Source organism: Duganella vulcania, assembly GCF_009857655.1.
GTDB classification, from domain to species: domain Bacteria; phylum Pseudomonadota; class Gammaproteobacteria; order Burkholderiales; family Burkholderiaceae_D; genus Rugamonas; species Rugamonas vulcania.
The window spans coordinates 31,933-54,196 of sequence record NZ_WWCX01000035.1; the positions used below are offsets into that span (position 1 = coordinate 31,933).

General features: G+C 62.9%; 24 protein-coding genes. 3 read left to right on the forward strand and 21 right to left on the reverse strand.

The window, feature by feature from the left end; genetic code table 11:
- Nucleotides 1-25: 25 nt before the first annotated feature.
- From traF to GTP90_RS18920, 18 genes are all read right to left on the reverse strand, one after another.
- On the reverse strand, nt 26-547 hold the full coding sequence (gene traF, locus GTP90_RS18835; protein WP_161085003.1) for a conjugative transfer signal peptidase TraF: 522 nt from the start codon (nt 545-547) through the stop codon (nt 26-28).
- Nucleotides 544-897 (reverse strand): hypothetical protein, encoded by a 354-nt coding sequence (locus GTP90_RS18840; RefSeq protein ID WP_161085004.1) that lies wholly within the window; start codon nt 895-897, stop codon nt 544-546. The genes traF and GTP90_RS18840 overlap by 4 nt, the downstream gene beginning before the upstream one ends.
- Nucleotides 894-3,467, reverse strand: coding sequence for a type IV secretion system protein TraC (gene traC, locus GTP90_RS18845; RefSeq protein WP_161085005.1), 2,574 nt, complete (start codon nt 3,465-3,467; stop codon nt 894-896). The genes GTP90_RS18840 and traC overlap by 4 nt, the downstream gene beginning before the upstream one ends.
- Nucleotides 3,468-3,482: 15 nt before the next feature.
- Nucleotides 3,483-4,043, reverse strand: coding sequence for a TraV family lipoprotein (locus tag GTP90_RS18850; protein ID WP_161085006.1), 561 nt, complete (start codon nt 4,041-4,043; stop codon nt 3,483-3,485).
- A 3-nt stretch (nt 4,044-4,046) separates the two neighbouring features.
- On the reverse strand, nt 4,047-4,811 hold the full coding sequence (locus tag GTP90_RS18855) for a DsbC family protein (protein WP_161085007.1): 765 nt from the start codon (nt 4,809-4,811) through the stop codon (nt 4,047-4,049).
- The gene (locus GTP90_RS18860) at nt 4,798-6,126 is read right to left on the reverse strand and encodes a TraB/TrbI/VirB10 family type IV secretion system protein (protein WP_161085008.1); all 1,329 of its coding nucleotides are present in this window, start codon (nt 6,124-6,126) and stop codon (nt 4,798-4,800) included. The genes GTP90_RS18855 and GTP90_RS18860 overlap by 14 nt, the downstream gene beginning before the upstream one ends.
- Nucleotides 6,123-6,926, reverse strand: coding sequence for a type-F conjugative transfer system secretin TraK (locus tag GTP90_RS18865; protein WP_161085009.1), 804 nt, complete (start codon nt 6,924-6,926; stop codon nt 6,123-6,125). Before GTP90_RS18865 ends, GTP90_RS18860 begins: the two co-directional genes overlap by 4 nt.
- Complete coding sequence (traE, locus tag GTP90_RS18870) at nt 6,877-7,482, reverse strand: type IV conjugative transfer system protein TraE (protein ID WP_161085010.1); 606 nt, start codon at nt 7,480-7,482, stop codon at nt 6,877-6,879. The genes GTP90_RS18865 and traE overlap by 50 nt, the downstream gene beginning before the upstream one ends.
- A gap of 13 nt (nt 7,483-7,495) precedes the next feature.
- Nucleotides 7,496-7,798 (reverse strand): type IV conjugative transfer system protein TraL, encoded by a 303-nt coding sequence (traL, locus tag GTP90_RS18875; RefSeq protein ID WP_161085011.1) that lies wholly within the window; start codon nt 7,796-7,798, stop codon nt 7,496-7,498.
- Between the two features lie 21 nt (nt 7,799-7,819).
- The gene (locus GTP90_RS18880) at nt 7,820-8,179 is read right to left on the reverse strand and encodes a hypothetical protein (protein WP_161085012.1); all 360 of its coding nucleotides are present in this window, start codon (nt 8,177-8,179) and stop codon (nt 7,820-7,822) included.
- A gap of 188 nt (nt 8,180-8,367) precedes the next feature.
- Complete coding sequence (locus GTP90_RS18885; protein ID WP_161085013.1) at nt 8,368-9,024, reverse strand: OmpA family protein; 657 nt, start codon at nt 9,022-9,024, stop codon at nt 8,368-8,370.
- Nucleotides 9,021-9,554, reverse strand: coding sequence for a lytic transglycosylase domain-containing protein (locus GTP90_RS18890; RefSeq protein ID WP_161085014.1), 534 nt, complete (start codon nt 9,552-9,554; stop codon nt 9,021-9,023). The genes GTP90_RS18885 and GTP90_RS18890 overlap by 4 nt, the downstream gene beginning before the upstream one ends.
- Before the next feature lie 121 nt (nt 9,555-9,675).
- Nucleotides 9,676-10,173 carry a hypothetical protein gene (locus GTP90_RS18895; RefSeq protein ID WP_161085015.1) on the reverse strand — a complete coding sequence of 166 codons (498 nt, stop codon included), beginning with the start codon at nt 10,171-10,173 and terminating at the stop codon, nt 9,676-9,678.
- A 116-nt stretch (nt 10,174-10,289) separates the two neighbouring features.
- Nucleotides 10,290-10,913: an IncC plasmid conjugative DNA transfer DtrJ family protein gene (locus GTP90_RS18900; protein ID WP_161085016.1), complete on the reverse strand. Its 624-nt coding sequence runs from the start codon at nt 10,911-10,913 to the stop codon at nt 10,290-10,292.
- A complete protein-coding gene (traD, locus tag GTP90_RS18905; RefSeq protein ID WP_161085017.1) occupies nt 10,910-12,808 on the reverse strand; it encodes a conjugative transfer system coupling protein TraD in 1,899 nt (632 codons plus the stop codon). The genes GTP90_RS18900 and traD overlap by 4 nt, the downstream gene beginning before the upstream one ends.
- A 6-nt stretch (nt 12,809-12,814) precedes the next feature.
- Complete coding sequence (mobH, locus tag GTP90_RS18910) at nt 12,815-14,503, reverse strand: MobH family relaxase (protein ID WP_161085018.1); 1,689 nt, start codon at nt 14,501-14,503, stop codon at nt 12,815-12,817.
- 82 nt (nt 14,504-14,585) lie between these two features.
- Nucleotides 14,586-15,197: a FlhC family transcriptional regulator gene (locus tag GTP90_RS18915; RefSeq protein ID WP_161085019.1), complete on the reverse strand. Its 612-nt coding sequence runs from the start codon at nt 15,195-15,197 to the stop codon at nt 14,586-14,588.
- A 10-nt stretch (nt 15,198-15,207) separates the two neighbouring features.
- On the reverse strand, nt 15,208-15,546 hold the full coding sequence (locus tag GTP90_RS18920; RefSeq protein ID WP_161085020.1) for a hypothetical protein: 339 nt from the start codon (nt 15,544-15,546) through the stop codon (nt 15,208-15,210).
- Between the two features lie 304 nt (nt 15,547-15,850).
- Between GTP90_RS18920 and GTP90_RS18925 the strand changes: the two genes are divergently transcribed.
- A complete protein-coding gene (locus GTP90_RS18925) occupies nt 15,851-16,549 on the forward strand; it encodes a S24 family peptidase (protein ID WP_161085021.1) in 699 nt (232 codons plus the stop codon).
- 50 nt (nt 16,550-16,599) lie between these two features.
- On the opposite strand, the gene GTP90_RS18930 is transcribed toward GTP90_RS18925, so the two are convergent.
- From GTP90_RS18930 to GTP90_RS18940, 3 genes are all read right to left on the reverse strand, one after another.
- On the reverse strand, nt 16,600-17,667 hold the full coding sequence (locus GTP90_RS18930) for a DUF932 domain-containing protein (protein ID WP_161085022.1): 1,068 nt from the start codon (nt 17,665-17,667) through the stop codon (nt 16,600-16,602).
- Between the two features lie 115 nt (nt 17,668-17,782).
- Complete coding sequence (locus GTP90_RS18935; RefSeq protein ID WP_161085023.1) at nt 17,783-18,781, reverse strand: DUF7146 domain-containing protein; 999 nt, start codon at nt 18,779-18,781, stop codon at nt 17,783-17,785.
- 19 nt (nt 18,782-18,800) lie between these two features.
- Nucleotides 18,801-19,358 carry a hypothetical protein gene (locus GTP90_RS18940; protein WP_161085024.1) on the reverse strand — a complete coding sequence of 186 codons (558 nt, stop codon included), beginning with the start codon at nt 19,356-19,358 and terminating at the stop codon, nt 18,801-18,803.
- Nucleotides 19,359-19,866: 508 nt separating this feature from the next.
- On the opposite strand from GTP90_RS18940, the gene GTP90_RS18945 reads away from it, so the two are divergent.
- Both GTP90_RS18945 and GTP90_RS18950 read left to right on the forward strand, forming a co-directional pair.
- Nucleotides 19,867-20,643 (forward strand): AcaB family transcriptional regulator, encoded by a 777-nt coding sequence (locus tag GTP90_RS18945; protein WP_161085025.1) that lies wholly within the window; start codon nt 19,867-19,869, stop codon nt 20,641-20,643.
- A gap of 437 nt (nt 20,644-21,080) precedes the next feature.
- Nucleotides 21,081-22,199, forward strand: a complete 1,119-nt coding sequence (locus tag GTP90_RS18950; RefSeq protein WP_161085026.1) for a hypothetical protein — start codon at nt 21,081-21,083, stop codon at nt 22,197-22,199.
- The last annotated feature ends 65 nt before the right edge of the window (nt 22,200-22,264 follow it).

A 22,264-nucleotide genomic window follows, 5' to 3' on the forward strand; every position in this document is an offset into this window, starting at 1 on the left:
GGTGTCGGGACAGGCATGACGCACCTCACAGTATCGGGGTCACGCGGCCCACGATCTGGCGCCGTGCCACTAGGCCGCTGATCGCGTAACGCGAGTCGAAGCTGTCGGGACTCTGGCCCGCGACATAGAAGTAGCCGGGCGGGATCACCGTCGGGGCGATCGGCTGCAGCGGCAGGCGTGTGACGGTATGGGTCTTCGCATAGCCGACGTCCCTGCCATTGATATACACGTGGCGCTCCGACACCGTGACGACATCGCCCGCAACGCCCGTGACCTGTTTGAACAGTGGCTGGCGGCGCAGGCCGGGGAAGTACCGCACCGCGTCTCCTTCAAAGGCATAGACGATGTAGTCTCCGCGGTGCGGATCCTTCGCGCCGTAATCGATGACGACCACCTTGTAGGGAAGGCTAGGTGTTACGTTGAAGAGTATGGGCAGCCATGGGGTCGGATCGACCAGGACCCGCACGAGCGCGGAGATCCAGATGGCCGCCAGGACCAGATAGACATACCATGTCTGGCGCAGGTGCGCGAAGTAGGGCGCCATCATAATTGCATTCTCCTTTTGAGTTCTGGTGTCAGGTCCACCATGTGGGGAGGCGTACCAATGACGGCGCTGCGCTCGACGACGAGGCAGCCGCAGTCGATGGCGACCTGCTCCAGCGCGCGGGGGAACTCGCGCGCGAACGCCCGCGCCTGGGAGGCCAACCGGTCGCGCTGCTCGGCCGACATGTCCCTGGCCATCTGGCTTGCCAGACGCTCTTCTTCGAGGCGAAAGACGGCGACCGAATCGACCACCCCCACCGTGCGGTAAGGACGCGCGATTATCCAGTCGTAGGCGGCCAGACTCGCGATGCAGACGATGGCCGCCAGGAGGGCGTTGAGCGCGAGTGGTTTCATGCCTGTAGTCCCCGTTGTTCGAGCACCCGCGCAATCGCCTCGTCGATGGACAACCCTTGTTCGCGCAGTGCGTCGATCGGTTTGTTGTCTTCCAGTTTGTTCGAGTAGAGCAGGTGCGTGGCGGGGTCGAGCACCAACCGCATGATGCCTTCGCCGACCGGCGACGACACGTACATCTCCGAATAGACGCCGTCTTGCTTGTGGAGCGAGTTGAGCAAGCGCTTCTTGGCTTCGTCAATGAAGAGACGTTTCTTTTCGGCGAGCAGGTTGATCGATTCGGGCTTTTGCCGGAGCAGGAATATCCAGTCGGCGCACTTGAACGCGGCCTCCATCTGGATCGAGCTATAGTAGTCGTCGCCATCCTGGGTCCCCGTCACCAGTCCGCCCCCATACTTGCGGGCGCGGCGCGAAGCTTCCTCCAGCACCGCAGCGAGGATCGGGTCGTCCTGGCCGGTGTCGGCCAGTTGCTGTTTTAGTTCATCCACAATCAGGAGTTTCTTGGAGTGGCGCGTCAGGTACATCTGGCCCGTGATCTGGTACAGCAGCAGGATGGTCGCAACGACCTGCAGGTCGGGTTTGCGCTTGAGCCATTCGGTTTCGATGACCACCAGCGGGTTGGCCAGGTCAATATTGTTGCGTCCTTCGAAGAAGCGCTCGTATTGCCCACCACGCGCGAAGGGGTTCAGCATCACGGCCAGATCCCGCAGCCGCTGGTCGTGTTTGAGCCCCAGTTCGGAAATGGTGCCAGAGACGAGCCTGTCGCGGATGGCGGTGATCGTCATGTCCTGGCCGTATTGCGACCAGAGCGACAGGATGGTCTTGGAAATGGCCTTGTACTGGACCTCGTCCAGAGGGCGGGTACGCGAGCACATCTTGGCGATTGCCGGCACCAGCATGTCCATGTCCTCTTGAATGTCGAGTACGCGTGTAAAGGGGTTGAGGTTGGGCGCCGAATCCGGCCCAAAATCGATGAAACAACCATTCGATTTCTTGCAGAGCTTTTCGAAGGAGCGTCCCAGGTCGAGGACGTCCACGTTGGCGCCGATGGAAAGGTACGCAGCCGCCATCTCCTGCAGCAGGGTGGACTTTCCGGAACCCGAGGTGCCTGCAATAGCGGCATTGAAATTGCCCTGCTCATTGTCGTAGAGGTCGAGCGTCACCAGTTGCCCGCGGCGGCCGGTGCCGATCAGCACGGGAGTGGGTGTCCCGCGCCATTCCGCTATCAGGGGGGCGAGATGGATGGCGTTGGGCAGAAGCTTGCGTGACACGCGCCGCATTCTTTTGAGGTCGCCATGAAAAGCCGGGGAGAGCGTCATGGGCAGGCTGGCCAGCAACGCCTGGCGGTGCATATAGACGTCGCCGTTGAGCGTGAAGCCACGGGCGCGCCAGATCGCCTTGGCTGTTTCGCTGGCCGAGGTCATGTGTTGTGGGCGGGCGAACAGCGCAAGCTGATGGTACATGGAGACCAGCGTGCCACCCTCGTCGCTGGCGTCGGCGGCCGCGCTCCAGTCCTGCCGCTTGCGCTCGGCGTCGGGCATGATCTTGGCGAGCTTGCTTTCGGCATTCTGGGTCGCGCGCACATGGTTGCCCGTGATCGCGGTGCGCACGGTATTAGCGTCGAGGACATGCACACCCAGCGTGATCAGGAACGGACAATCGAACTGCAGGGCGGGCTGCATCAGATCGCCGATCAGCGATCCCATGCGCCACAACGGAAAGCTCTTGGGATAGGACTTTACCGAGAAAAAACAGGCGTCCATGGTTTCGCCGCCACCCGGCTTGGAAAAGCGCAGCCGGTCGGGAAGCGGGTCTTGCACGGTGTCGAAGTCCACAATCTGGTCCCGGATCTCGCGGCCCTCGTCGTGGCATTGTAGTTCGGCGCGGCGCTGGAAAATCCGGTCCGGGTTGGTAAGCGTGGCGCACCAGTTGATCAAGTCGTCGGCGTTGCAGACTCGGTTGGGCATAGACGCGGCCTTGAGCGTTGCCGACATCGCGTCGCGCACGAAAAGCAGGTCGTCGCACAGTGCGCGGTCGTCAGGCGTACCGGCCGCGTTGACGCTGATGAGCAGACGGAAGTCTCGCACGCCGCAGTGGTAGCCGCTGGTGAGCGATTGCTGGGCGCCTTTCTGCATGTGGGCGAAGCGATGGCGGACCAGGCGCCGGTGCAGGTTCTCATTGCGCACCGGCCGCCCGGCCTCGCGTGATTTCGCGAACTGGTCCGCATCCTCCGGCCGCAGGTTGGCGTACTCCAGCAACTGTTCGCTGACGTGCGGCGATGCAAAGAGATGGAACTGGATGCCAGTACCCGGCTTGCAGTTGGCGTACAGGCTGCCCAGCACCTCGACCATTGACTGGTCCGCGCCGGATTGTGGCAACGCCTCGAGCGCAAAGCCCAGCCGTTTTCCCTTTAACCTGAACAGCTCTTCGTTCTCCATGAACGCAAGATAGGGCAGCCACGTCGCGAATCGATCTGGGGCGGCATCATCCGCCGGAGGGAGCCCCACGCAGGCACGTAGCGCCTGTGCGGCCTGGGGTATGGTGTGCAATGGCCTGTGCAGGAAATCGAACATGGTCCTCAACCTTCGCTATTTGTCTGATGGATCGACCGGCCGGTTAACTAGCGCCGGGGAGGGGGCTACGGCAGGGATGGCCGGGCTTTCCTGGACCGTTGGATCGCCATTCGGCTGTTTTGGAGATTGCGGCTCGGCCAACCGGGCAAACGCATTGCGCTCTTGCCGCTGCACATGGGCCACACGCCATTCACCCTCGCTGACCACCAGGTAGACATAGGACTGGTCGACCAGGTCCTTGTCGTCGTCCTGCCAGGCCTTGATCCAGACGCGCATCTCCCGGCCGGGAGCGCGCAATGCTGTCGGGGCGTAGCCCGTGTTCGGCGGCTCCGCCGTGCGAAGCGCGGCGGCTGCCGGACTGCCAGTCCCGGCCCTGGGCCTGCCGACAGGCGGCGGGACGGGGCGCTGCGCGGGCAGGTTGTCGGCCAGCGAGTTGTAGTACGTCGCCGATAGCGATTCGCAATGCACGCCCACCGGCGCTTTGCACGCGAACTGACTGCTTCCCCCGAGGCCGGACATGTCGCCACAGCCGGCAAGCAGCGCGAAAAAAATGGCGGATGGGCAGCGCGTGTTCATGTTCTATTCCTTTCCGGTTGCGGTTGCGGTGGCGATGGCGTGTGCACTGAAATGCGGCGCAATGTCGTCCGCCGTCGCGTAGCCTTCCAGTCGTTCTCCCGATGGAAAGATCAGGGTGGGTGTCCCCACGATGCCAAGGCGCGTCGCCAGCGCCCTGTTGCGCGCGATCGGATTCGCACATGGCGATGTGCCGCCGGCTGACAACTGCCCGCGCAACGCGGCCTGCCATGCGAGCTGGCGATCCGACGCGCACCACACTGCCTGCGGCAACGCTTCGCCCAAGAAGGGCAGCATGAAGTTGTAGACCGTGGTGTCGGGCAGCTTGGCCAGTTCGGCGTCGAGGCGCTGGCAATAGGGGCAGGCCGGATCGGTGAATACCACCAGTATCTTCTCGCCCGTGCCGCTGGTGGATTTGATGGCGTCGGCCAGCGGCAACGTGGCCGTGTCGGTAGTTTTCGGGACGCCGGAGTGCGGGGCGGGGATGCTGGGCGTCGCGTGGCGGGACTCCGTCAAGTCCTTGCCGGCGCTGGCGTCATACAGGTGGCCGAACAGGAAGTAGCGTGGCCGCGATGCGGAGACGTAGGCGACGTTGCTGCCCATCCGGACCTCGTAGAGGCCAGGTATCTCCGAGCGCCGCACGGCGTCGAACGTGGTGTTCGGGTAAACGCGTTTCAGCGTGGATAGCAACGCGTCCTGCTGTGCGCCGTGGCAGACGGGCAGTACGAGAGCGAGCGCCAACATTGGCGGCACAACGCTAGTCTTCATCATGATATCCCTCATCCTTGTCCGGCGTATCGACACGTCCGCCCGCCACGGGCATGCTGCTGCCCTTGGTGATGGCGACCTCCACCATCCTCCCTGCATCGACCTCGACGACCGGAAATGTCTGTTCGGCGAGCCGGATGTAGTAGTTGGCCAGGTTGTCCAGCGCCCGGCCGACGCCACCGGCCACGCCGCGCCGGACTTGCTCGCCGGTGCCGCCGGAACTGGTGGCAAGGGTACCGAAGGGCGAGTTGGTAAAGGTCGTCCCGCCTTGTGCGAAACCCTGTCCGATGCCGCTGACGATGCCAGCGCGCAGCGCGTTGGCCAGCAACTGGCCCTGTTTGGTGACCAGACGGCCACGCAGGCCCAGCTTGCCGTCTTCCCCGTATAGATTCCCCTGGATCGGCATTTCAAGCGTGGTGCCGTCGTGCCGCACGCATGAGAGTGTGGCCGTGCGCGCGTAGACGCGCTCCGAGCTGATGTCGCCCCAGCCCGCCGCCACGACAAAGCAATCCTTGACTTCGGCCCGGTAGCGGTTCGGCAGCACGGCGTTGTCGGTTAAGCGCACCAGGATCGGTAGAGGATTGCTTTGCGCCTGCCCCCCGGTCGGTGCGTCGATTCCACCCAGCAGCAGGCCGGAGGTGAAGCTGACCGGCAGGTAGCTGGTCGCGGCGGCTTCCTTATCGTCGCGCGGGATGGCGGCAGGTGGCTCGGGCGGCGCTGCGCGCGGAGCGGGTTTGCCGTTGCCGGGGGCCAAGCTGATCCGCACGATCGGAGCCTCGGCGCCGGCGCCCGGCCCACGCATGTCTTCTCCGGCCGCCGCCGCGGAGGCGGAAGGCATCGCCATGGGCGAGGCGGGTGGGTAGCCGCCGGACTGGCTGGACGCCGCCACGACCGGCCCCGTCGGCTGGGGCGGTGTCGAAATTAATGCCGGTTGGGGCGCCGGCTGAGCGGCACCGGCGGCGCCACGTTGTTCCAGCTCGGCGAGGCGGCGCATCAATGCGTCTTCGGTGGCCCGGCGTTCCGTCTCCTTGCGCTGCTGAGATTCGACGTCCGCCTTCAGTTGCGCGACCTCCCTGCCGGCTGTGCCGAGCCATGCCTCGCGCGGATCGATCTCTCCCGGCACCTGGATGCCGAGGTTGATCGGCGCCGACTTGCCGGCCTTGCTCGCCCGTTCGGCGACAGGCTGGGTCTGGCCCAGCGAGAACACGAACCAGAGGGCGCCACTGCCTGCGACCAGCACAGCGCCCAAGTTCAGGTACTGTCGGCGACGGTGCGGCATGGTGTCGTACGCCAGACGCAGGCGGGACAGCGCGCTCATGGCTGTCCTCCGCGACGAATGACATACACCCAGGTGGCGTCGCCCGGGCGCAAATTGAGCTGATCGATGGCGACGGCAACCACGCCTTCACCGTCGCGGTCGAATTCCTGCTCCGTTAGCGTCATGGGAACGCCGCTGGTATTGGTCAAATGGTAGCGTTCGCCAACGAAGCCTCGGCCTCGATAGGTGCGCACCAGCGTCAGCGAAGCCTCCTGCCATAGGCGCAGGGGGACGTCGACATCCTCGGCCAGTAGGTCGTCTGGCGTACGGCTTGCCAGCATGGCTTTCAGCATCGTCTTGATGCCTTTCACGTGCCCGGCCTGCCTCGGCCGCGCATCGCCCTTGTGGCCGTCGATCCTCGGCGCCGATGGGTCGAACAGGACGATGGTCTCGGAAGGCCGGTCGTCCTTGTGTAATACCAGCGTATAGGTGGCACGGCCGGTCGAGATGAACAGGTTGATCGGTTTTTTTCCCTGGCCGAGAGGACTCAGGTATATCTCGCCCTTGGAAAGGTCGCAAGTGATCGATGCCTCGGCGGTCGGACTGAGTGGCTGTATCGCAGGCTGGGGCGCCGGCATCGGGCCGTCGGGGCCCATGCAGCCGGTGGATGATTGGATCTTGCCCACCACTCCCGTGATCATGCCATCCTCGACGCGTATGCGCGTCGCCTCCCGCTCCGACACGATGGCTTCGACGGTCAGACCGTCGCGCACCTCCTTGCGCTGAGGCTGCGCGGCGCGGCAATCGATGCTAGCGGCCGCCAGCAGCAGCAACCCCGCCTGCCAAGCTTGCTTGTCCATTTTGTTTGATCTCCGTAAAACTAGCCAAATGTGTCTTGCCGCCCGTGTGGACGAAGGCGGCCTCGTATGTTTTGGTTACCGGCGGCGTGTCATGGCCATTGATTTGCGTATGCAGCAGGCCGACCATCCTGACGGTCTGCTTTTCCTCATCGGGCGTCAGTTGCTGGAGCAGGAAGTAGGTGCTCGCGTTCAGGCGTTTAAGACGGTCAGCCTCCAGTTCCTGTCGCTCCTTCAGCGCGCCCACGGTGTCGGCGGCGACGAAGCCGAGCAACGCGCTTTTTTTCCACTCAATGGACGTCGGTGCCACATCCAGGATCAGCCAGGCGACGTAGCCGCCCATTTGTTCAAGGTAGGCGCTACCGCACTGGTCGCCCTGGCACCAGAACGTGGCGTTGACACTGGGGGGCGTCACGATGATTCGTTCGGTGCCGATGATTCTGTACAGGCATGTCGCCAGCACCAGCAGTGCGACGGCGAGCGTGCCGATGATTATCGACCGGCCGAGGATGGCGCGCCGCAGATCCGTGAGTGTTGCCTCGTAGTCGTCGTTTAGCATGATGCCGCTCCATTTAACCGACCATCCGCTGTATGCGGGGCGGCGGGGTCTCGCGCAGAAACGTCAACGGGAAGGCCGGCAGCATCCAGTGCATCCAATGCAGCGCGAAGGCTTCGTGCTTGTCCGCCTTCAGCTTGCTTAGTCTGCGGCTCAGATAGATGCCGCAGGCCAGACAAAGGCAAAAGGCCAGCCGGGTGCCGGCGATCCAGCCGAGATAGGAAAAAAACAATACGGGAGCAGCCACGTCGATGTCCCACAGCCCGATCTTCCACTGGTCGTCGAGGCGGCGCGGAATATAGGTGTCGTCGAAGTTCATGGCTGTCCCTTTCTCGTAGCGCTAGATGACCACGCCCATGATCGCGCCGCCGACCAGCAGGCCAACGGCGCCGAATATCATGACGCCGATAAAGAAGAGAATTGGCCCCATATTGCGCAGCGCGGCAAGGGAAATAAAGGCGACACAGAACGAGATGAAGCCGATGATGCCCTTGAGGCCAGGTGTTAGGGAAGACAATTGGGTCAGGGCGGACAGCAACGGCCCGGTGATGCCCGAGAATTTCTCCAGGTCGATGGCAAGCGTCGGGCCGACGACGACTACCGACAAAACGGCCAGGATGATGCCTGCGGCGGGATGCCGGCGGGATGCGGGCCTGGCCCGAGCTGGCTGGCCGGGTGTGACGACATTCAATGTGCTCATGAAAAACTCCTGTTGGGACGACAATGACGAAAGACGGGAGAGCGGAGACGCTGTGCTGGGTTGCGCCCGAGGAGGACCCCGTGCGCGTTCGAGATCACGCAGCGCGACGCGCGTGGCACGCGAGCTGTGGCGAAAGTGCGCCTGCGCACAGGGCAGCGCTGCGTTGGAGAGGGGAAGGAGTGCGGCCGTCATGGTGCCCCCGTGCGGTGTGCACCAACCAATGCGATATCCACACGCCGGTTCAGGCGCCGGCCGTCGGCGTCGGCATTGGTCGCTACATAGCAGCACAATGGCCTGGCATCGACGTCGACCGGCACACCCGATAGTCCCAGTTGCGTCCGCAAGTAGCGCGCAACCGCCGTCGCCCGGTCACGCGCCACGCGATCATTTTGTGCTGGCGTGCCGGTCGAATCGGTGCGGGCTGCTATTTTCAGGCTGCGCACGGACAGGCCGGCCACGAGGGCATCGATGGCGCGGCGCGACGCGGCGTCGAGGAGCGACCGGCCCGCTTCGAAGTAGACACTGAGTGCCGTGACCGGGGCAGCACCATGTGGTTGGATCGTATTGTCGGCGTGATCTCTGCGCGCAATGGCAGCGTCGGCGTTATCCTGCTTTGCCGTGTCCAAGGAGGCCGCATGCTTGGGCGTGGCCTGTGGACATGCCGGCGGCAGGCAAAGGCCGAAATGTGCGGTTTCGCCAAAGCCGAGCTGCGTTACCGTATAGCGTTCCTGCGCGGTGCGGTGCGCGGGAGCGGACGGTGCATCCTGGCGTGTCGCAGTTGTGCACGCCGTCGTGGCGATCAAACACAGCGACGCGAATATGGGAAGAAAATGGGACTGGCTCATTGCAGGCTCACGAACTGGGTTATTGGTTCGAAAGGGACGCCGTCCGGGCGCAGTCGGCTGCCGCGTCCCTGTTCGCTGACGCGGCGACGGCCGCGCATCGCCCGGTACACGCGCCAGGCGTAGGCAGTACGCGCAGCCTGGCATGCCGGTCCCTTCAGGCGCGTGCACGACGCGTTGTACGCGCCGACGGCTTCCCACGTCACCCCATAGCGGTCAAACTTCTCCCTCAGGATGCGCGCCCCGGCGCGCAAGTTAGTGCATGGGTCCAGCAGATCGGCTTCGGACAGGCCGAGCCGCAGCAGTACCCCAGGAGCGGTATTGACGCCCACCAGACCGACGTCACGGGTGCCAGTGACACGTTCGTGTGCCACGTTGACGGCATGTGACTGCATCGATGATTCGGTCCATGCGATGGCCTGGAGCAGTTCAATCGTCGTGCCGCTCTCGAGCGCGGCCTGCTGCCAGCAGGCATCCGAGGCCAGCGTGGCCGGCGATGACACGATCAGAAAGAGGGCGAACAGTAGGCGCATGGCGTTCTACCTTAACTTGCGGCACAGGTGCCGTCGACCCGCCGTGGCGGGGTGTGGGTGAGTCGGGTGGGCCATCGCATGAACGGTACGTTCTGGTCGGCGCCGGCCGGCGGCATGCCTTTTACGTGATCGGGCCAGCACGCCGCGCGGTGTTCTGTCGCGCATGGGCGAACACCAAGCGTTTGGCATTCTCGTGCGCCAAGGCCAGGTGCACGCAGGCGGTCGTAAAATGGTCGAGATTAAAGTGTGGGTTCGGGTGGCGATTGCGCGATGAACGCTGCAATGCAAGCAACAGCTCATATTGTGGGCGCCAGATGGCAGCCGCGTGGCGCGGCGTATTCAGGTCCTGCAGCAACAGGCACGTGTGGATGTGGCGGAAAACCTTGTCGGCCGCCCCCTCATCGGAGAAGACGAGCGTTACGCAGGCGCTGATCAGGTCGGGAGTCCGGAATCTTGGTGCTTGATTGGCCGCATCGTGGTACAGGCGCTCGATGCGGTCGAATTCATTCATCCACACCAGCGTCGTCACGGTGGGGCTGAATGCTTGCGCAGGCTGACCTGCGCCGGAGCGGACGGTCTGTGCGGCTCCGAATTGCGGCGGTTGGCGATTGGTATCCATGTTGGTCGGGTGATTCGCGGTTTAGTCATGGGATTCATGTTATTCGTCGGCGCTGCGAAACGCGGCCCGAAATACCCTGTCAAAACCGGCCTCATTTCCGATTAGCGCCGAAACCGTCAGTTGCCGCTATGGTGGAAATTGGCCACCGCCACGTGGAGACAATAGATGGCCAGAAGCATCGCGGTGGCGGGAAGTTGCGGCGGCATGGGCACTGGCAAGGTGCAGGTGGCCAGCAGCGCACCGGACGCTAGCATCGCGCCGGCTATGCCGAAGGCGTAGCGCTCGGGATCATGACGGCGGAATTCATGCGTGCGGATGATGCGGCGCATCGCGGCGTCCAGCAGCGCGGGGATGAGTAGCAGAGCCAAGCCCGGCGCGAGGTAAAGCATCGTGGCGAGGCGGTAGCAGGCCAGGGTGGTCATCGCTTCCACGGATCGCATATAAGGCATGCCATAGAAACGGCTCGCGATGTCCTGCATCTGGCCGGCGAGACGGCGCTCTGCCGGTCCGGTTGGGCCAGGCGCAGAGACGGACGGCGTGGAAGCGGGACGTTCCATGGCCGCCGCGGCGAGGGCTGAACTGAGGGCCGTGGTTGCGTAGGAGGCGCCCCATAGCGCGCTACAGGCGGCGTGATCGCTGCGTGCCGCCTGATAAAACTGCGTCGCGGAGTGTTCTGCCGGTAGCCAGAGAACCAGGCATGCCAGGCTGGCCGCCAACAGGATGGCGAGATAGCGAATCATGCCGCACGCTCGCCGGGGACAGTGCCTTGTTCCGCGTCGAGCAGCGCCAGACGGCCTTTCATCAGGCGTCCGCCGGACACGGAAGCGAAATACTGCAGATTAGGCAGTTTCCCCAGTATGTCCGAGGGGATGCGCTCCTCGAGCGTCTCGGAAATCTGGGCGGAGGTGGTCGCTGTGAAATCACCGACATGGGCGTCGGCGGCGTCGGTATGGCCGATCCGCAGGCTATGGATGCCGGTCTTGCCGAAGGTCTCGACAATGAAGTCCTGGGTCAGTCGGTCCTTGGTGCGAAACGCGAAGACATTGTTCAGGTTCCCGAGCGCCATGCGCGCCGCGTTTTCGCTCCCGAGACGCTGCGCCAGGTCGGCCAGCGTCTGCAGGGCGACGGTGGTAAAGATGCCGCCCTCGGCGCCCTTGTTAAGGATCTCGATCAGCGGGGTATTGATGACATTGGATACTTCGTCGACGAACAGGGCAACCCGGCGGTATTGGCCCAGGTTGTACAGCATGCCGGCCCGCGCAGCCAGGTCGGCCAAGGCCAGGGCGCCGATGGCCGACGCCACTGCGGAATCGGGCAGGGAGTCCAGGCACATGTAGAGCACATGACCGGCGCGCTCGATTTTCTCGAAATTCATGATCGGGCGCTGGTCGTCCGCATCCAGCGGATCGGGCGACAGCGTGCGCCCGAGGTCCCCGGACGTCAGCATCGACAAGATCGGCAACAGGTTGGCGGTAATTTTTTGATAGTGTTCGCGGTTGTGCCGGAACACCCGCAGCTGGGAATCGATCACCTTCTCTCGCCGGGCTACTGGGACGTGGCGCTCGTAGAATTCAACCAATCCCAGCAATTCGAGCGTGGCCACCTGCGATGGAGCTCTGTAATGGCCTTTGGACGCCTTCTCAAGTAGTTGCTTGAAATCCGCCATCTGGCGCCAGTTCGGCCCGTGCAAGTGGACCATCAGGCGGCGCAGTGTCTCCTCCAGCACCGGTTCGATGCCGCCCTCGATATAGCGGGTGAGCTTGAGCAGGTTGGGTCTTTCCTCCAGGTCCACCAGGCCTTGCACCACCACGTTGATGGCGTCCCAGCCAAAGGCGGAAAAGGCGCCCGCCGTGTCGGGCGGTAGGATCGCCTGGATGCGCGACGCGATCTCGGTTGGCTTTTGCCAGTTAAAAGTGAAATCGATGCGTACGCCCGCTTCCGGGAATGCAGGATGGAACCAGAGAAAAGTGTCGTCGCCTCGATAATCCTTGCAGGCGCGTTCAACGATCCGCCGCAGGCGCTTCGAATTCTTTGGATCGAGAATGATCACCACGTCGCCACGCTTGACCGCCTGCGTGATCAACCAGCTCAACATTACGCCTTTGCCCGCTTGCGTGGTGCCGGCCACCAAGGTGCCGCCCTCCAGGTTCTGCAGCGGCCGGTACATAGGCCGTTCAATCGGTTCCACGCCGTGGATATAGGGCATGCCGATCTCATCGTCCGGCTGATGATTCAGTTCGTAGCCCAACAACCGAACGAGCGCCGGAGCGACCCGATATTGCCGGTAGTCGACCTTGCACAGTTCGTACAGGCGCTGAGAGTGTTCCGGACGCCATTCGAAGCCGTAGCCGATGAAGACCCGATCCGGTGCGGCGGTTAACGTGTCAAATTTGCGCAGTTTGATGCGCGCCATGGCGCGCCCAGAGAGCGCCGCTCGGCGCTCGAGGATGGCCAAGCTCTGGGAAAAGCGCCAGGTCGCCAACATCGCCATCGCCGCTGTGGACACGGCGCCCAGCGCAGACGGTATGTGCGCCGGCGTTGCGGCCAACACCGCGCATGCGCTGGTGAGCCAACCGCCACATGCATAGAGCTCGTATGCGGTACGCCATGGCGTCTCATAGGTACGGGCGAGCATGGCGAACTACCGGGGCCGATCGGCCGACGGGAGGCCGCTGACGTGCTGGCGTTTCAGTAGCAGCCCCAGCACGGCGACGCCGTCGATCTTGGTCGTCCGGATAGCGCTTCCTGATGTGCCGATGACCAGCATGCCCACATCGCGCAGGCGCCGGACCACCATCTTGGTGTCGAGGCCGGCGGACGTGAACACTTGCAGCGGTACCAGAACGCCCTCCCTGAGCAGTTGGGCGCAGACGGCGCTTGGTTGCTCGGAAAGACCGGCGATTGCACGCCGCAATGCGTCTGCGACATCGGCCGGCAGGCGCACGCAATTGACCAACGATGGCGCGTTCGTTGATTGGACATCCTGCGTGTCCGGAGGCGTTGCGCAGGGTTGGGCCGGCAGCTGTTCGGCGAGGCGCAAATCCAGCTGCGAGGGAGCAGTCGTCGACTCCTGCGGCGCAGGCGGGGAGGGGGGCGTAGATCTTGGCTCCGGTTTATTTGTGGGATGGGGCAGGACGCACAGCGGTGGCAACGGGGCGCAAGTGGCCAGTTGGGCACCGAGCACGAGTTCCGGGACGGCGAGTTTGACGCCGCTCACCGCCGCTCTTGTACCGGGCGGCTGGAGCGACCATAGCGGTCCTGCCGGACCGTGCGTGATCATGCCGGCATGTTCCAGCGCCGAGAGCGCGCTATCCGCCTCTGGCGGCAGGCCCTGGAGGCGTTCGTGGTCCGCATGCGCGACGAGGTCCTGATAGCCGCCCGGCCAGATTACGAAGGTGCCGTCCTGCCCATGCCATACCCGTGACTTCTCGGAATTGGGGATCCAGCTGGCGATGGTGTGCACCAGATCATGCATGATATCAATCAAGAGCCGGCCGAGATGGTCCCCCTGCAATGTATAGCCCTGGACTGACGCCATGCGTCGCAGATCCTTCGCGATCGCGAGCGCGGCTGCGCGCCGCACCAGCGCGGCCATGGTCGCGGGCGGGGTGGAGAGCGGCAAGCGCGCCAGCGCCGCCAGCATGGTGGGCATGATTACGTCGTTGCGTTCTGCCAGGTATTCCATCGTCGACGGCGGGATAATGTGAGGTAAGGCATACAGGTTCTGTAGCCCGTCCATGGCTGAAGGCGTGCGCCAGATTAGATGGAACTGATCGCCGGGGCGGCGTTGCAGCCACGTCGACAGTGGCTGCAAATAGCTGGGCCAGCAATCGCCATTCTGTGCCGTCACCGTGATGGCGTTGAGCGCCGGCTGCAGCGCTGTACAGAGACCGGCGATGAAGGTGGCGTGGCGCCATCGCGGCTCAAGGTGGCGCCGCCGTGTGATGGATCCCCTTCCTTCGAAGATCTGCGCATCGGTCGCCTGCAGCGCAAAGAAGGCGGTATCCAGTCCGAGCCGGAACAGGCCGCCGGAATAGTTGTAGTAATTGCTGGCCGTCGCTGGCAGGGCATTGACGAAGTCCGCATAACGCTCGACGACGGCCATGATATCCCGTTCAAACTGCTGCGGCTCCCGTCCGTAACACAGCCGGATGCGTCTGATGATCTCCTCGCCCGCTTCCAGCAGCTCTGCCCGCGACTGTGGGTGGAACGGGGCACCTTCCTTGCCGCTTGGCGGTGTCGCCATGCCAGCCGATGCGCGCCCAGGGGCGCTCATCGGTTGGCCCTGGCCACCGTCCTTGAACACCCTGCGCATGAATGAGAAATGCATCGTGGTCTCCGGGATGTCTCGTCGATTGTGCCTGTCAAATCTCCAGCCGCACACCCGATATCGCGGTCGTGGATTCGCTTCCTTACGCGCCAGCGAGTATGCGGGGAAGTCCGCTGGCGCGCGACGACGGCCCGGGCCTGCGCCGCTTGGGAAAGCCCGCCCGGACCCGTGGGTCCTTTTCGTAACGCGCCAGTAACCGGCAAAAAACACATCCACGATTGAGCAGTTTCTCGTCGCCCATGCTCGACAGATTGTATGAGTCGCACCGGGGACACGCGTACAGTGCGATGCTGGCGGTCCGATGCGTCCAGATGCCCTTCAGGTGACAGGCCACATCGAATGCCCGGTCGAATGACACCCGTGGCTGGACGGCACAACTGCCCGCATAGAGCCTGTAGGCGCCAACCAGCGCGTCGCCGGGAGCGATGTCCTGGGCCAGGACGCGCTGGAGGATGGCGGCGAACACCGAGAGCTCGGCGCGGTCGAGGCAGTTGGTCTTCGCCATCAGCCAATCCGGCGAGGCCGGCAACCGCCCGGCGTGAAATGCGCTCTCGCCGGGCAGATAAAATTTACACAGTTCTGCGTGCGACATGCCGGTGATGTGGGAGGTGGTTCGCATTCTGGCGCCGAGTTGGAAGCAAGCATGCGCCAGGGTCAGCGTGTGGATATGCCGCTCGATGTAGGCGCGGGCCATGGCTGTACTCCTACTGTGCGGCCCGATATGCGCGCCGCTCCACCAATGTCCGGGCCGCCTTGTCCTGTGGTGCGCTGCTGACCGCGGAGAGAACGATCGTCAGACCCGGCGGCGCTTCGAGCAGTTGCTCCAGATTGGCCCGTGGCGCGAACAAACATTCATTGCGCATGTTGGCGGCCAGTGACTCCAGGTCGCCCAAGGAAACGACGGCGAGCTTGTCGGCCTGTTGACGGGAAAGATGAAACTGGTATGCCGCAGCGATGGGGTCGCGCTGCACATTAGCATGTATCGCCATCAGCAAATTGAAATTTACATACTGCACGTCGGAAAAGTGTACGAGTTTGTCCATGTCATGCTCCTGAAATTCCTGCCGGTCACGCCGGGTAAGTGGGCTGCGTGGTGGAACTGGTGTGGCGGGTAACGCATCTAGCGCGTATGCTTTAATCGTGGTGCTCACGTCGTTTTGTGCGTTAAGTTAGCCTATGTCATGGCGTCAGAACCCGTCAACAGCAATTGCTAACAGCTTTGCGAATTGTTGAATTTATTTGTATTGCGGCTTGCTGTGGATCCTGCACGCAAGGGGCGAAAATGCTGCAATTGCGGTGACCACGGATTAGCACTTGTTGTGTGATCGGATCGGCGGAGGACAGGAGATGGGGCAAGACCTGATGGGACGAGAGGCCAGTAGCGCGACCATCGTTGACGATGGCGAACCTGACCTCAAGCCGGGACTGCGGGAGCGCTTGCTCGCCGAACTCGATAGCAGCGGCATCGCTGCCGGAGGGCGTGTGCGCTTCCTCAGCGCGGAGACCGGCCGCGCGCCGCAATCCGTGATGCGCTGGCTGTCGCAGAAGTCGCCCGGCCTTCCGGATCTGCGCTCGCTGGCGATTCTCTGTTTGAGGCTGGAAATCGACGCCAACTGGATGCTGGGTCTAGTTCGCGCGCGGCGCCCGTTTCCACGCGAGCGTGTCAAGCCGGCGTTGCGCCGCTGGTTGCCCAGTGCGCCGTCGGCGAACTGGATGGGCCAACTTGATTTTCACATGGACAGGCTGGCGCAAGGGTACGACGTCTACCTGATGCAAGGCGACGACATGGCACCGTTGATCGGCGACGGCATGCCTTTTCTGGTGGATTCGAATGTCTCGCAATTCATGGGAAACGGTATTTATTTCCTGACGCTGCAGGGCATCTCGATGGTCCGCCTGCTTGAAATGAGGACGGATCAAACGTTCTCGCTCCGTTGTGCCAACGAGCGCTATCGGGAGAGCATCTTGGATACTGCTGCAGCGGCCGGACCTGCACTGCAGATCCTCGGCAAGGTTTGCATGGCGTTCGATCTCAAACGCTTCTAGCAGGGCGCGCCCTATCGCGCACAGAAACTCTGTGCGCGATAGGGTTGGCGCTATGCCGGTTCTGCGATCTCCCTCCATTCAAGCGTGCTCAGCGCCAGCAATTTTCCGCCGATGCCCTCCAGTTCCGTTGCGCGGTCGTAGTCCTGAACGTGCTGCGAATACCCTGTCACGGCGTTCACCAGGCCGTATCCGGACAAATCGCTGCCTTCGATCAGACCGCGCAGCACCCCGGACCGTTCATCCTCGGACAACGCAAACCGGTTGGTCAGCACCTCCACGGACTTGACGGGGTCTCCTGTGAGCTTGATGCCCAGCGTCCGTTGAAGTTTCTCCGTGATCAGCCGGAACGTCACCTCGGACACTGCCGCCTCTACCATGTCGCGGACTTTCAGCAGGATCGCCTTGTCGTCGGCTTGCAGGGTGTCTTCTTTATACAGTTCAACGGCTTCATCCTGGATCTGCAGCGTGCGCCCGAGGTGTTTCTTGCGCAGAACAAGCTCGTTGGCGATCAAGCCGTTGCTGCAAACCAGCCGGAACAGCAAGGGCTCCACGGTCAGGTGGCCCCATCCGACTTCCGAATTGCTGACCACAACACCGGCGCACACCACGTCGCCGGGTGCGATTTCGCGGCGCACCTGGCGGCTGACATACTTGAGATACATGCGCGATTCGGTGAGTTCGGCTGACACCAACTCCGCGCCGGGCAGACGCTCAAGAATGGGCAGCACGAATTCCGCGACATCGTAGTTGTCCAGGCGCCGGTAGCGGTCGGAAAGGAATGCGCGCACGCGGCCGTCAAGCGTTCGAATCAAACGGTTCTCCGCGCCGTTCACCTGCAGCCAGGTGTTGACATTGCTGTCGAACAGACCGGGCTGCTCCTTGCGCATCCGTTCGAAGTAGCCGAACGGAATCTTCAGTTTCTCGGCTATCTGGTGGAGGGCAATCTCGCGCACCCGGTAGGAGCGGCGTTCGCCATCGATCGCAAGCGTTAAAGCGCATGCGCCGCTTTCTGCCGTTTCGCACAGTAGCAGCTTTGACGGTGCGAGCAAGTCTTGTTTGGCGTGCATCTGGCGGCGTAGTTCGATCGCCAGGTCACGCAGGTTGCGTCCTGATTTCATCACATTCTCCTAGTGTCAATCAACAGGGAAATGCCGGTCCGGGCTTGCATGGTCGGGACCGGCGGTCGGACGTCAGTCGCCTGTGAACCGGCGGCTGGCGTGATACAAAATGGATTCATGCCACCCGGATCAGGTGGTCGGAGCGGGCAAACCAGACATCGGCCCAGTCGCTGCCGGCCTTGTTCGGCACGAACACCTTGACGTCCATGCCGCGTCTGCGCGAAGCGCGGGCCAGCGCGAAGGCGGCCAGCTGGCCGGCGAAATCGCCGTCGGCATCGTTGTCGGCGTAGATGCGCAGGGCGCGCACGCACGGAGGGATCCAGAGCCGTTGCAGATTGCCGGCTGAAATGCCGGACCACACCGCCTCCCGTTCGCCGCGCTTGAAAATGGCCAAGGCGTTTTCCAACCCTTCGCACACGTTCAGCGTCTCGGCCGCCGGCGCCAACCGGATGGCGGCGCCATTGATGCCTCCCGACAGCGTTTTCTTCGGATCAGGCACTGGAGCCTTCGCACCATGGTCAAGGTATGTGCGATGGAGGGAAACCAGTTCTCCCGCCAGGTCATCGATCCTCGCCAGCAGCGCCGGATAGGCGCATACGCGACGCGAGCGTCCATCGCCGGTCGGCTCGTAGTAGCCCAGCGCGGGATGACACCTGAGCGTCTCCGGATAGGTCTCCAGGTCAAGCTTGCGCCCGGCCAGATAGCGATGCGCGTTGTCGTGGGGCGCAATCGGCATTGCCTCCGACCAGATGCGACTCGCCAGTGCGCGCATCCGGTCCAGTTGCGGCGCCCGTTGATCAAGGCGTCGCGGCGGTAGCGTGCCGAGGCAACGCTCGATATGGCGCAGGGCAGCGCCGGCGCTCCAACCAGTCACCGCCCGCAGCAGCTTGAAGCCGCCGCCGGCACCGCAATGGCGACAGATGTAGTTTCCCTCTCCGAATTTGTCGGTGTACTGGAATCGGTCGGTGCCGCCGCAACCGTTGATAGGGCAGGGCTGGTTCCGGCGGTTCAGGATCTTGCTGTCGATACCGGACTGGCGCAAAATCTCGCTCCATCGGCCGTGGGCGCGTTCCCGCATGTCGCGGAAGCGACGTTCGTATTCGTCTCGGTCCATGGCGGTTCTCCACGGGCCGTTACGCGAACAGGTCGCCCTCGGCGCGGTTGCGCCGGATCTGCTCATTGAGCCACTGGGGATTTCGCTCCAAGCGCAGCGCGATCCACTCCGGTTGCTCGACGATGGCTTCACGCACCCACATCGGATAGGCAGCAAGCGACTCGAGAAGCCAGCGCTTCAGGCGGCACCGAATCCAGTCCCGCACTTCGTCCGCGTCGGCCACCCCGACAAAGCAGGACAGCGGCGATAGCGGGCTGAGTCCCACAACGCGCACGCAACTGACAAACGAAAATGGCTGACCGTCCCTTTCCGTGTCGGTAAACAGCCAGCGCAGCACTTCGATTTTTTCTTCCAGCGGCGTTTTTACATCGCGCAACAGCTTGATCCGTTCCAGCAGGCGCCAATGCAGCCGGACTATCTCCTCTTCCGACCAGTCGCACGCCAACTGGGTTGATCCCAATTTTCCGAGCAGGTCAGCCGCATGTGCGGCGCATCGATCGCCGTCGAGCGGCATCAGCCAATTGCGATCGGCCGTTTCTTTCTCAAATTCTTCATGCCATGAGCTACTTGTTTCCATGATGATCTCCCACGAATGGCGGAACGACAGCCCGCTTGGGCCGTGTCCCAAGCAGGGTTGAAGTGGAACCGCGAAGGCGGGGTTGAATTGGCTGGCTTGGTGTCCGGGCGTGCCGGGAAGACGGATTGCCAGCTACCGTCGTGAAAATGCTTCTTGCGGCGCGTGGAAAGCGCGTCGCAGGAAAATTCTCACGTATGGAGGACAGGGAAGCGACGCGTTGGCGTCGCTGCGCGGATGTTGAGGATCAAGGGCTTGCCGATTTCGTGCAGGGCGAGCTGCTGCTAGTATCAAATTAGACGCGCAAACGCGGATTGTCAATGCCCGTTTTGTCAGGCCGGCATGCCTTGGCTCGCTATGCTTCCCGATCATTTTCCCACTGGCATGGCCTAAGACAGGTTGAGTCGCGCTGATGGGAAATGGGGCGGCGTGGCACCCTCCATTTCAGGTCGCCTTGGCGGTCGATCCGCAGGAAGATATGGGGGGAGTGCCGACCATGCGAGAGGATGACATGACTGACCACAGCAACGCCCCGGAGAGCGGCCTCTCCACCACTCATGACGACAACGGCGAAACCAACGTCAGGCTGCTCGCACGCGAGGTCAAGGCGGACTTCCGGCGCGTCGAGTCGGCAAGTCGAAAAATCCGTACAACGCTGCACAGCCCGGAAGCCAAGCGGCTCTTTCTACGGTTCTTCAATTCATCCGCGCTGAACATGCATTTCATCGTGGTGATCGCGCCGATCAATTTGCCGGCCGGCGAAGTGGAGCTGGTGGTGGCCAAGCTCGAGGAGCTGATCGAGAAGAGCGGAAACGTCCTCGACGAGGCGCTGGTTCACGCCGAGCAACTGTGCCAACGCAATGGCATCGTCGATCTCGCCACATACGATATCGCGCCCCTGGTCGTCGACGCCCGCGTGCACTCCAAGCTCGGGCGCCACTATCTTGAATTGATCGGCAAGGTCGATCAGCTGATGCAGATCCTGGAAACGCTGGTGATCGACGAGGTGATGCCCAGCGGGGAAATGACCGCCCGCAAGGCCAGGGCGAAGCGCACTGTGCGCGCCATCGGCAGCAGCATCCGCCAGGCACGATTTGGCCTGCACAGGCGTATCAACGCCATGTCACGCAAGACAGAAAGTATGGTTGACATGGCCGACGGCCTTGACGACGGGGCGCCGGAGCAGGTGCAGGACCTGACGCCATCGCAGGCAGGCCGGTCGTCACTGTCTGTCGTCGAACCCGATGTGCCTCGAGTCGCTGAAGGCGTGGTTGTAGTAGGGGCTTAGAAACGGTGGTGTTCGCGCCCGGTGGCATTGGCGTAAAAATCCAGCCGATGGCGAGCGATCCGTGTTTGGTAGTCGCACAAGCAAGAATGAGATTGTAGTGAGCAGCAGCTGGCCCTGCGGTTTCTGGCAAGCCTTCGATTCCGGCGCCGCATGGGGCGGCACCTGGCGCATGTAGGTTCTCCTTGTGTTTGTGCTTTCACGTCGCGGTCGTATGTGCCGTGAGCTGAAAGCGCATTCCCACGGTAGCTGGCATACCGGCGATTTAGTTCTCAAGCCAGCACTCTTCCTCTTGGGCCACATAGGCCCTGTTTCCGCGCACTGCGTTCATCAAGTTGACCATATGCCTTGTTGGCCTTGGCCCGCTATGGAGGATGCACGCGCATGCCGCTCTTGCCCAGCGCAGCGAGCGGTAGCCACCATTCTTTTAGGAGATCCCAATGACTACCAATTTCCCTATTCCGGCGGACCCGGATGAGTTTTTCATGTCGATGGCGGTGTTTTCCGCCTTTATCGACAAGGGCATGCGTGCATGTCCCGACTTCCCCGCGCTCGTGGCCGACGGCCCGCACGAGCGCAGACTGGTTGACGATGTGGCCAAGCTTGTACTCCTGGCGGTACGCCTGGAAAGAGCAATCCTCGCCGTCGATGGCTTGCTTGGCCGGCCGCGCGGCTCCGTCGAACAGAATGTCTGCGAGCCGTTTGGCGCGTGGTACGTCGGCCATTGTTTGGCAAACGGCGGCGTTTCCGCGTACGAGGTCTGTCGCAGCCATTTGGCCGAGGCGCTTATCGACTACTTCACCGAAGGTCAAGCGCCGCTCGACGTGTGGTCGACCATTCGTGCCATCAAGGCGGAAGAACCAACGCTGATGTTGTGCCATGAGGTCGTGGCGAATTCGATCAACTGGGAATGGGCGCCCCGCTTTGTTGTTGCCAACAACACGAACAATACGGCGGAGCATCCTCTGCATCCGCGTTCGGCCTGGCGGCCGAAAACTGGGCCGGTACATGTCAGCGAATACTGGCCCTGGGTGGAGCACTGCGTGCGTGAGGCCTACGTGCGTTCGCGCTACCAAGCCCTTACCGCCGCGCCCGACGTCTTCATGCAACTGGTCATGGCGAAACTGGTGTTTGTCGAAGGATGCCGACTGCGTGACCTTCAGGTACGGCACGACCTCGCAGGGCAGGAAGTCATCGAATCTCTGCCGGCCAGGACGGCTTTCTCGGCGGGTCTGTTTGAGGCACTTCCCGCATTGCGCCAGGCCGTGCTTGCGCTGGCCCCGGGTTTCGATCCGGGTGCCTGGATCGGGCGGCCGGTATCTGATTTCATGTCCGAATATGTCGTGGCGGCCGATCCGGATTCAACTGCGGTCGTCACGGGCAAGACGGGACAGTCCGGCGAAGGGCGTTCGGTGGCCATCACGCTAGCGGCGTTGTGGAACGGGGTGCCGGAATCGTCGGGTGTTTGGCGGCTCGAGGATGGCGCCGTGCTCAAACTGGTCGGTGCAAGCGCCGCCGACGTGATGCCTGATACGGGCGGGGAATTCGCAACGGCGTGAAGCACTTGAATGGCGACTGGTGTTCGTTATTGTTGGTCAGACAGGCTGCCGAGTATCGCTGCGCA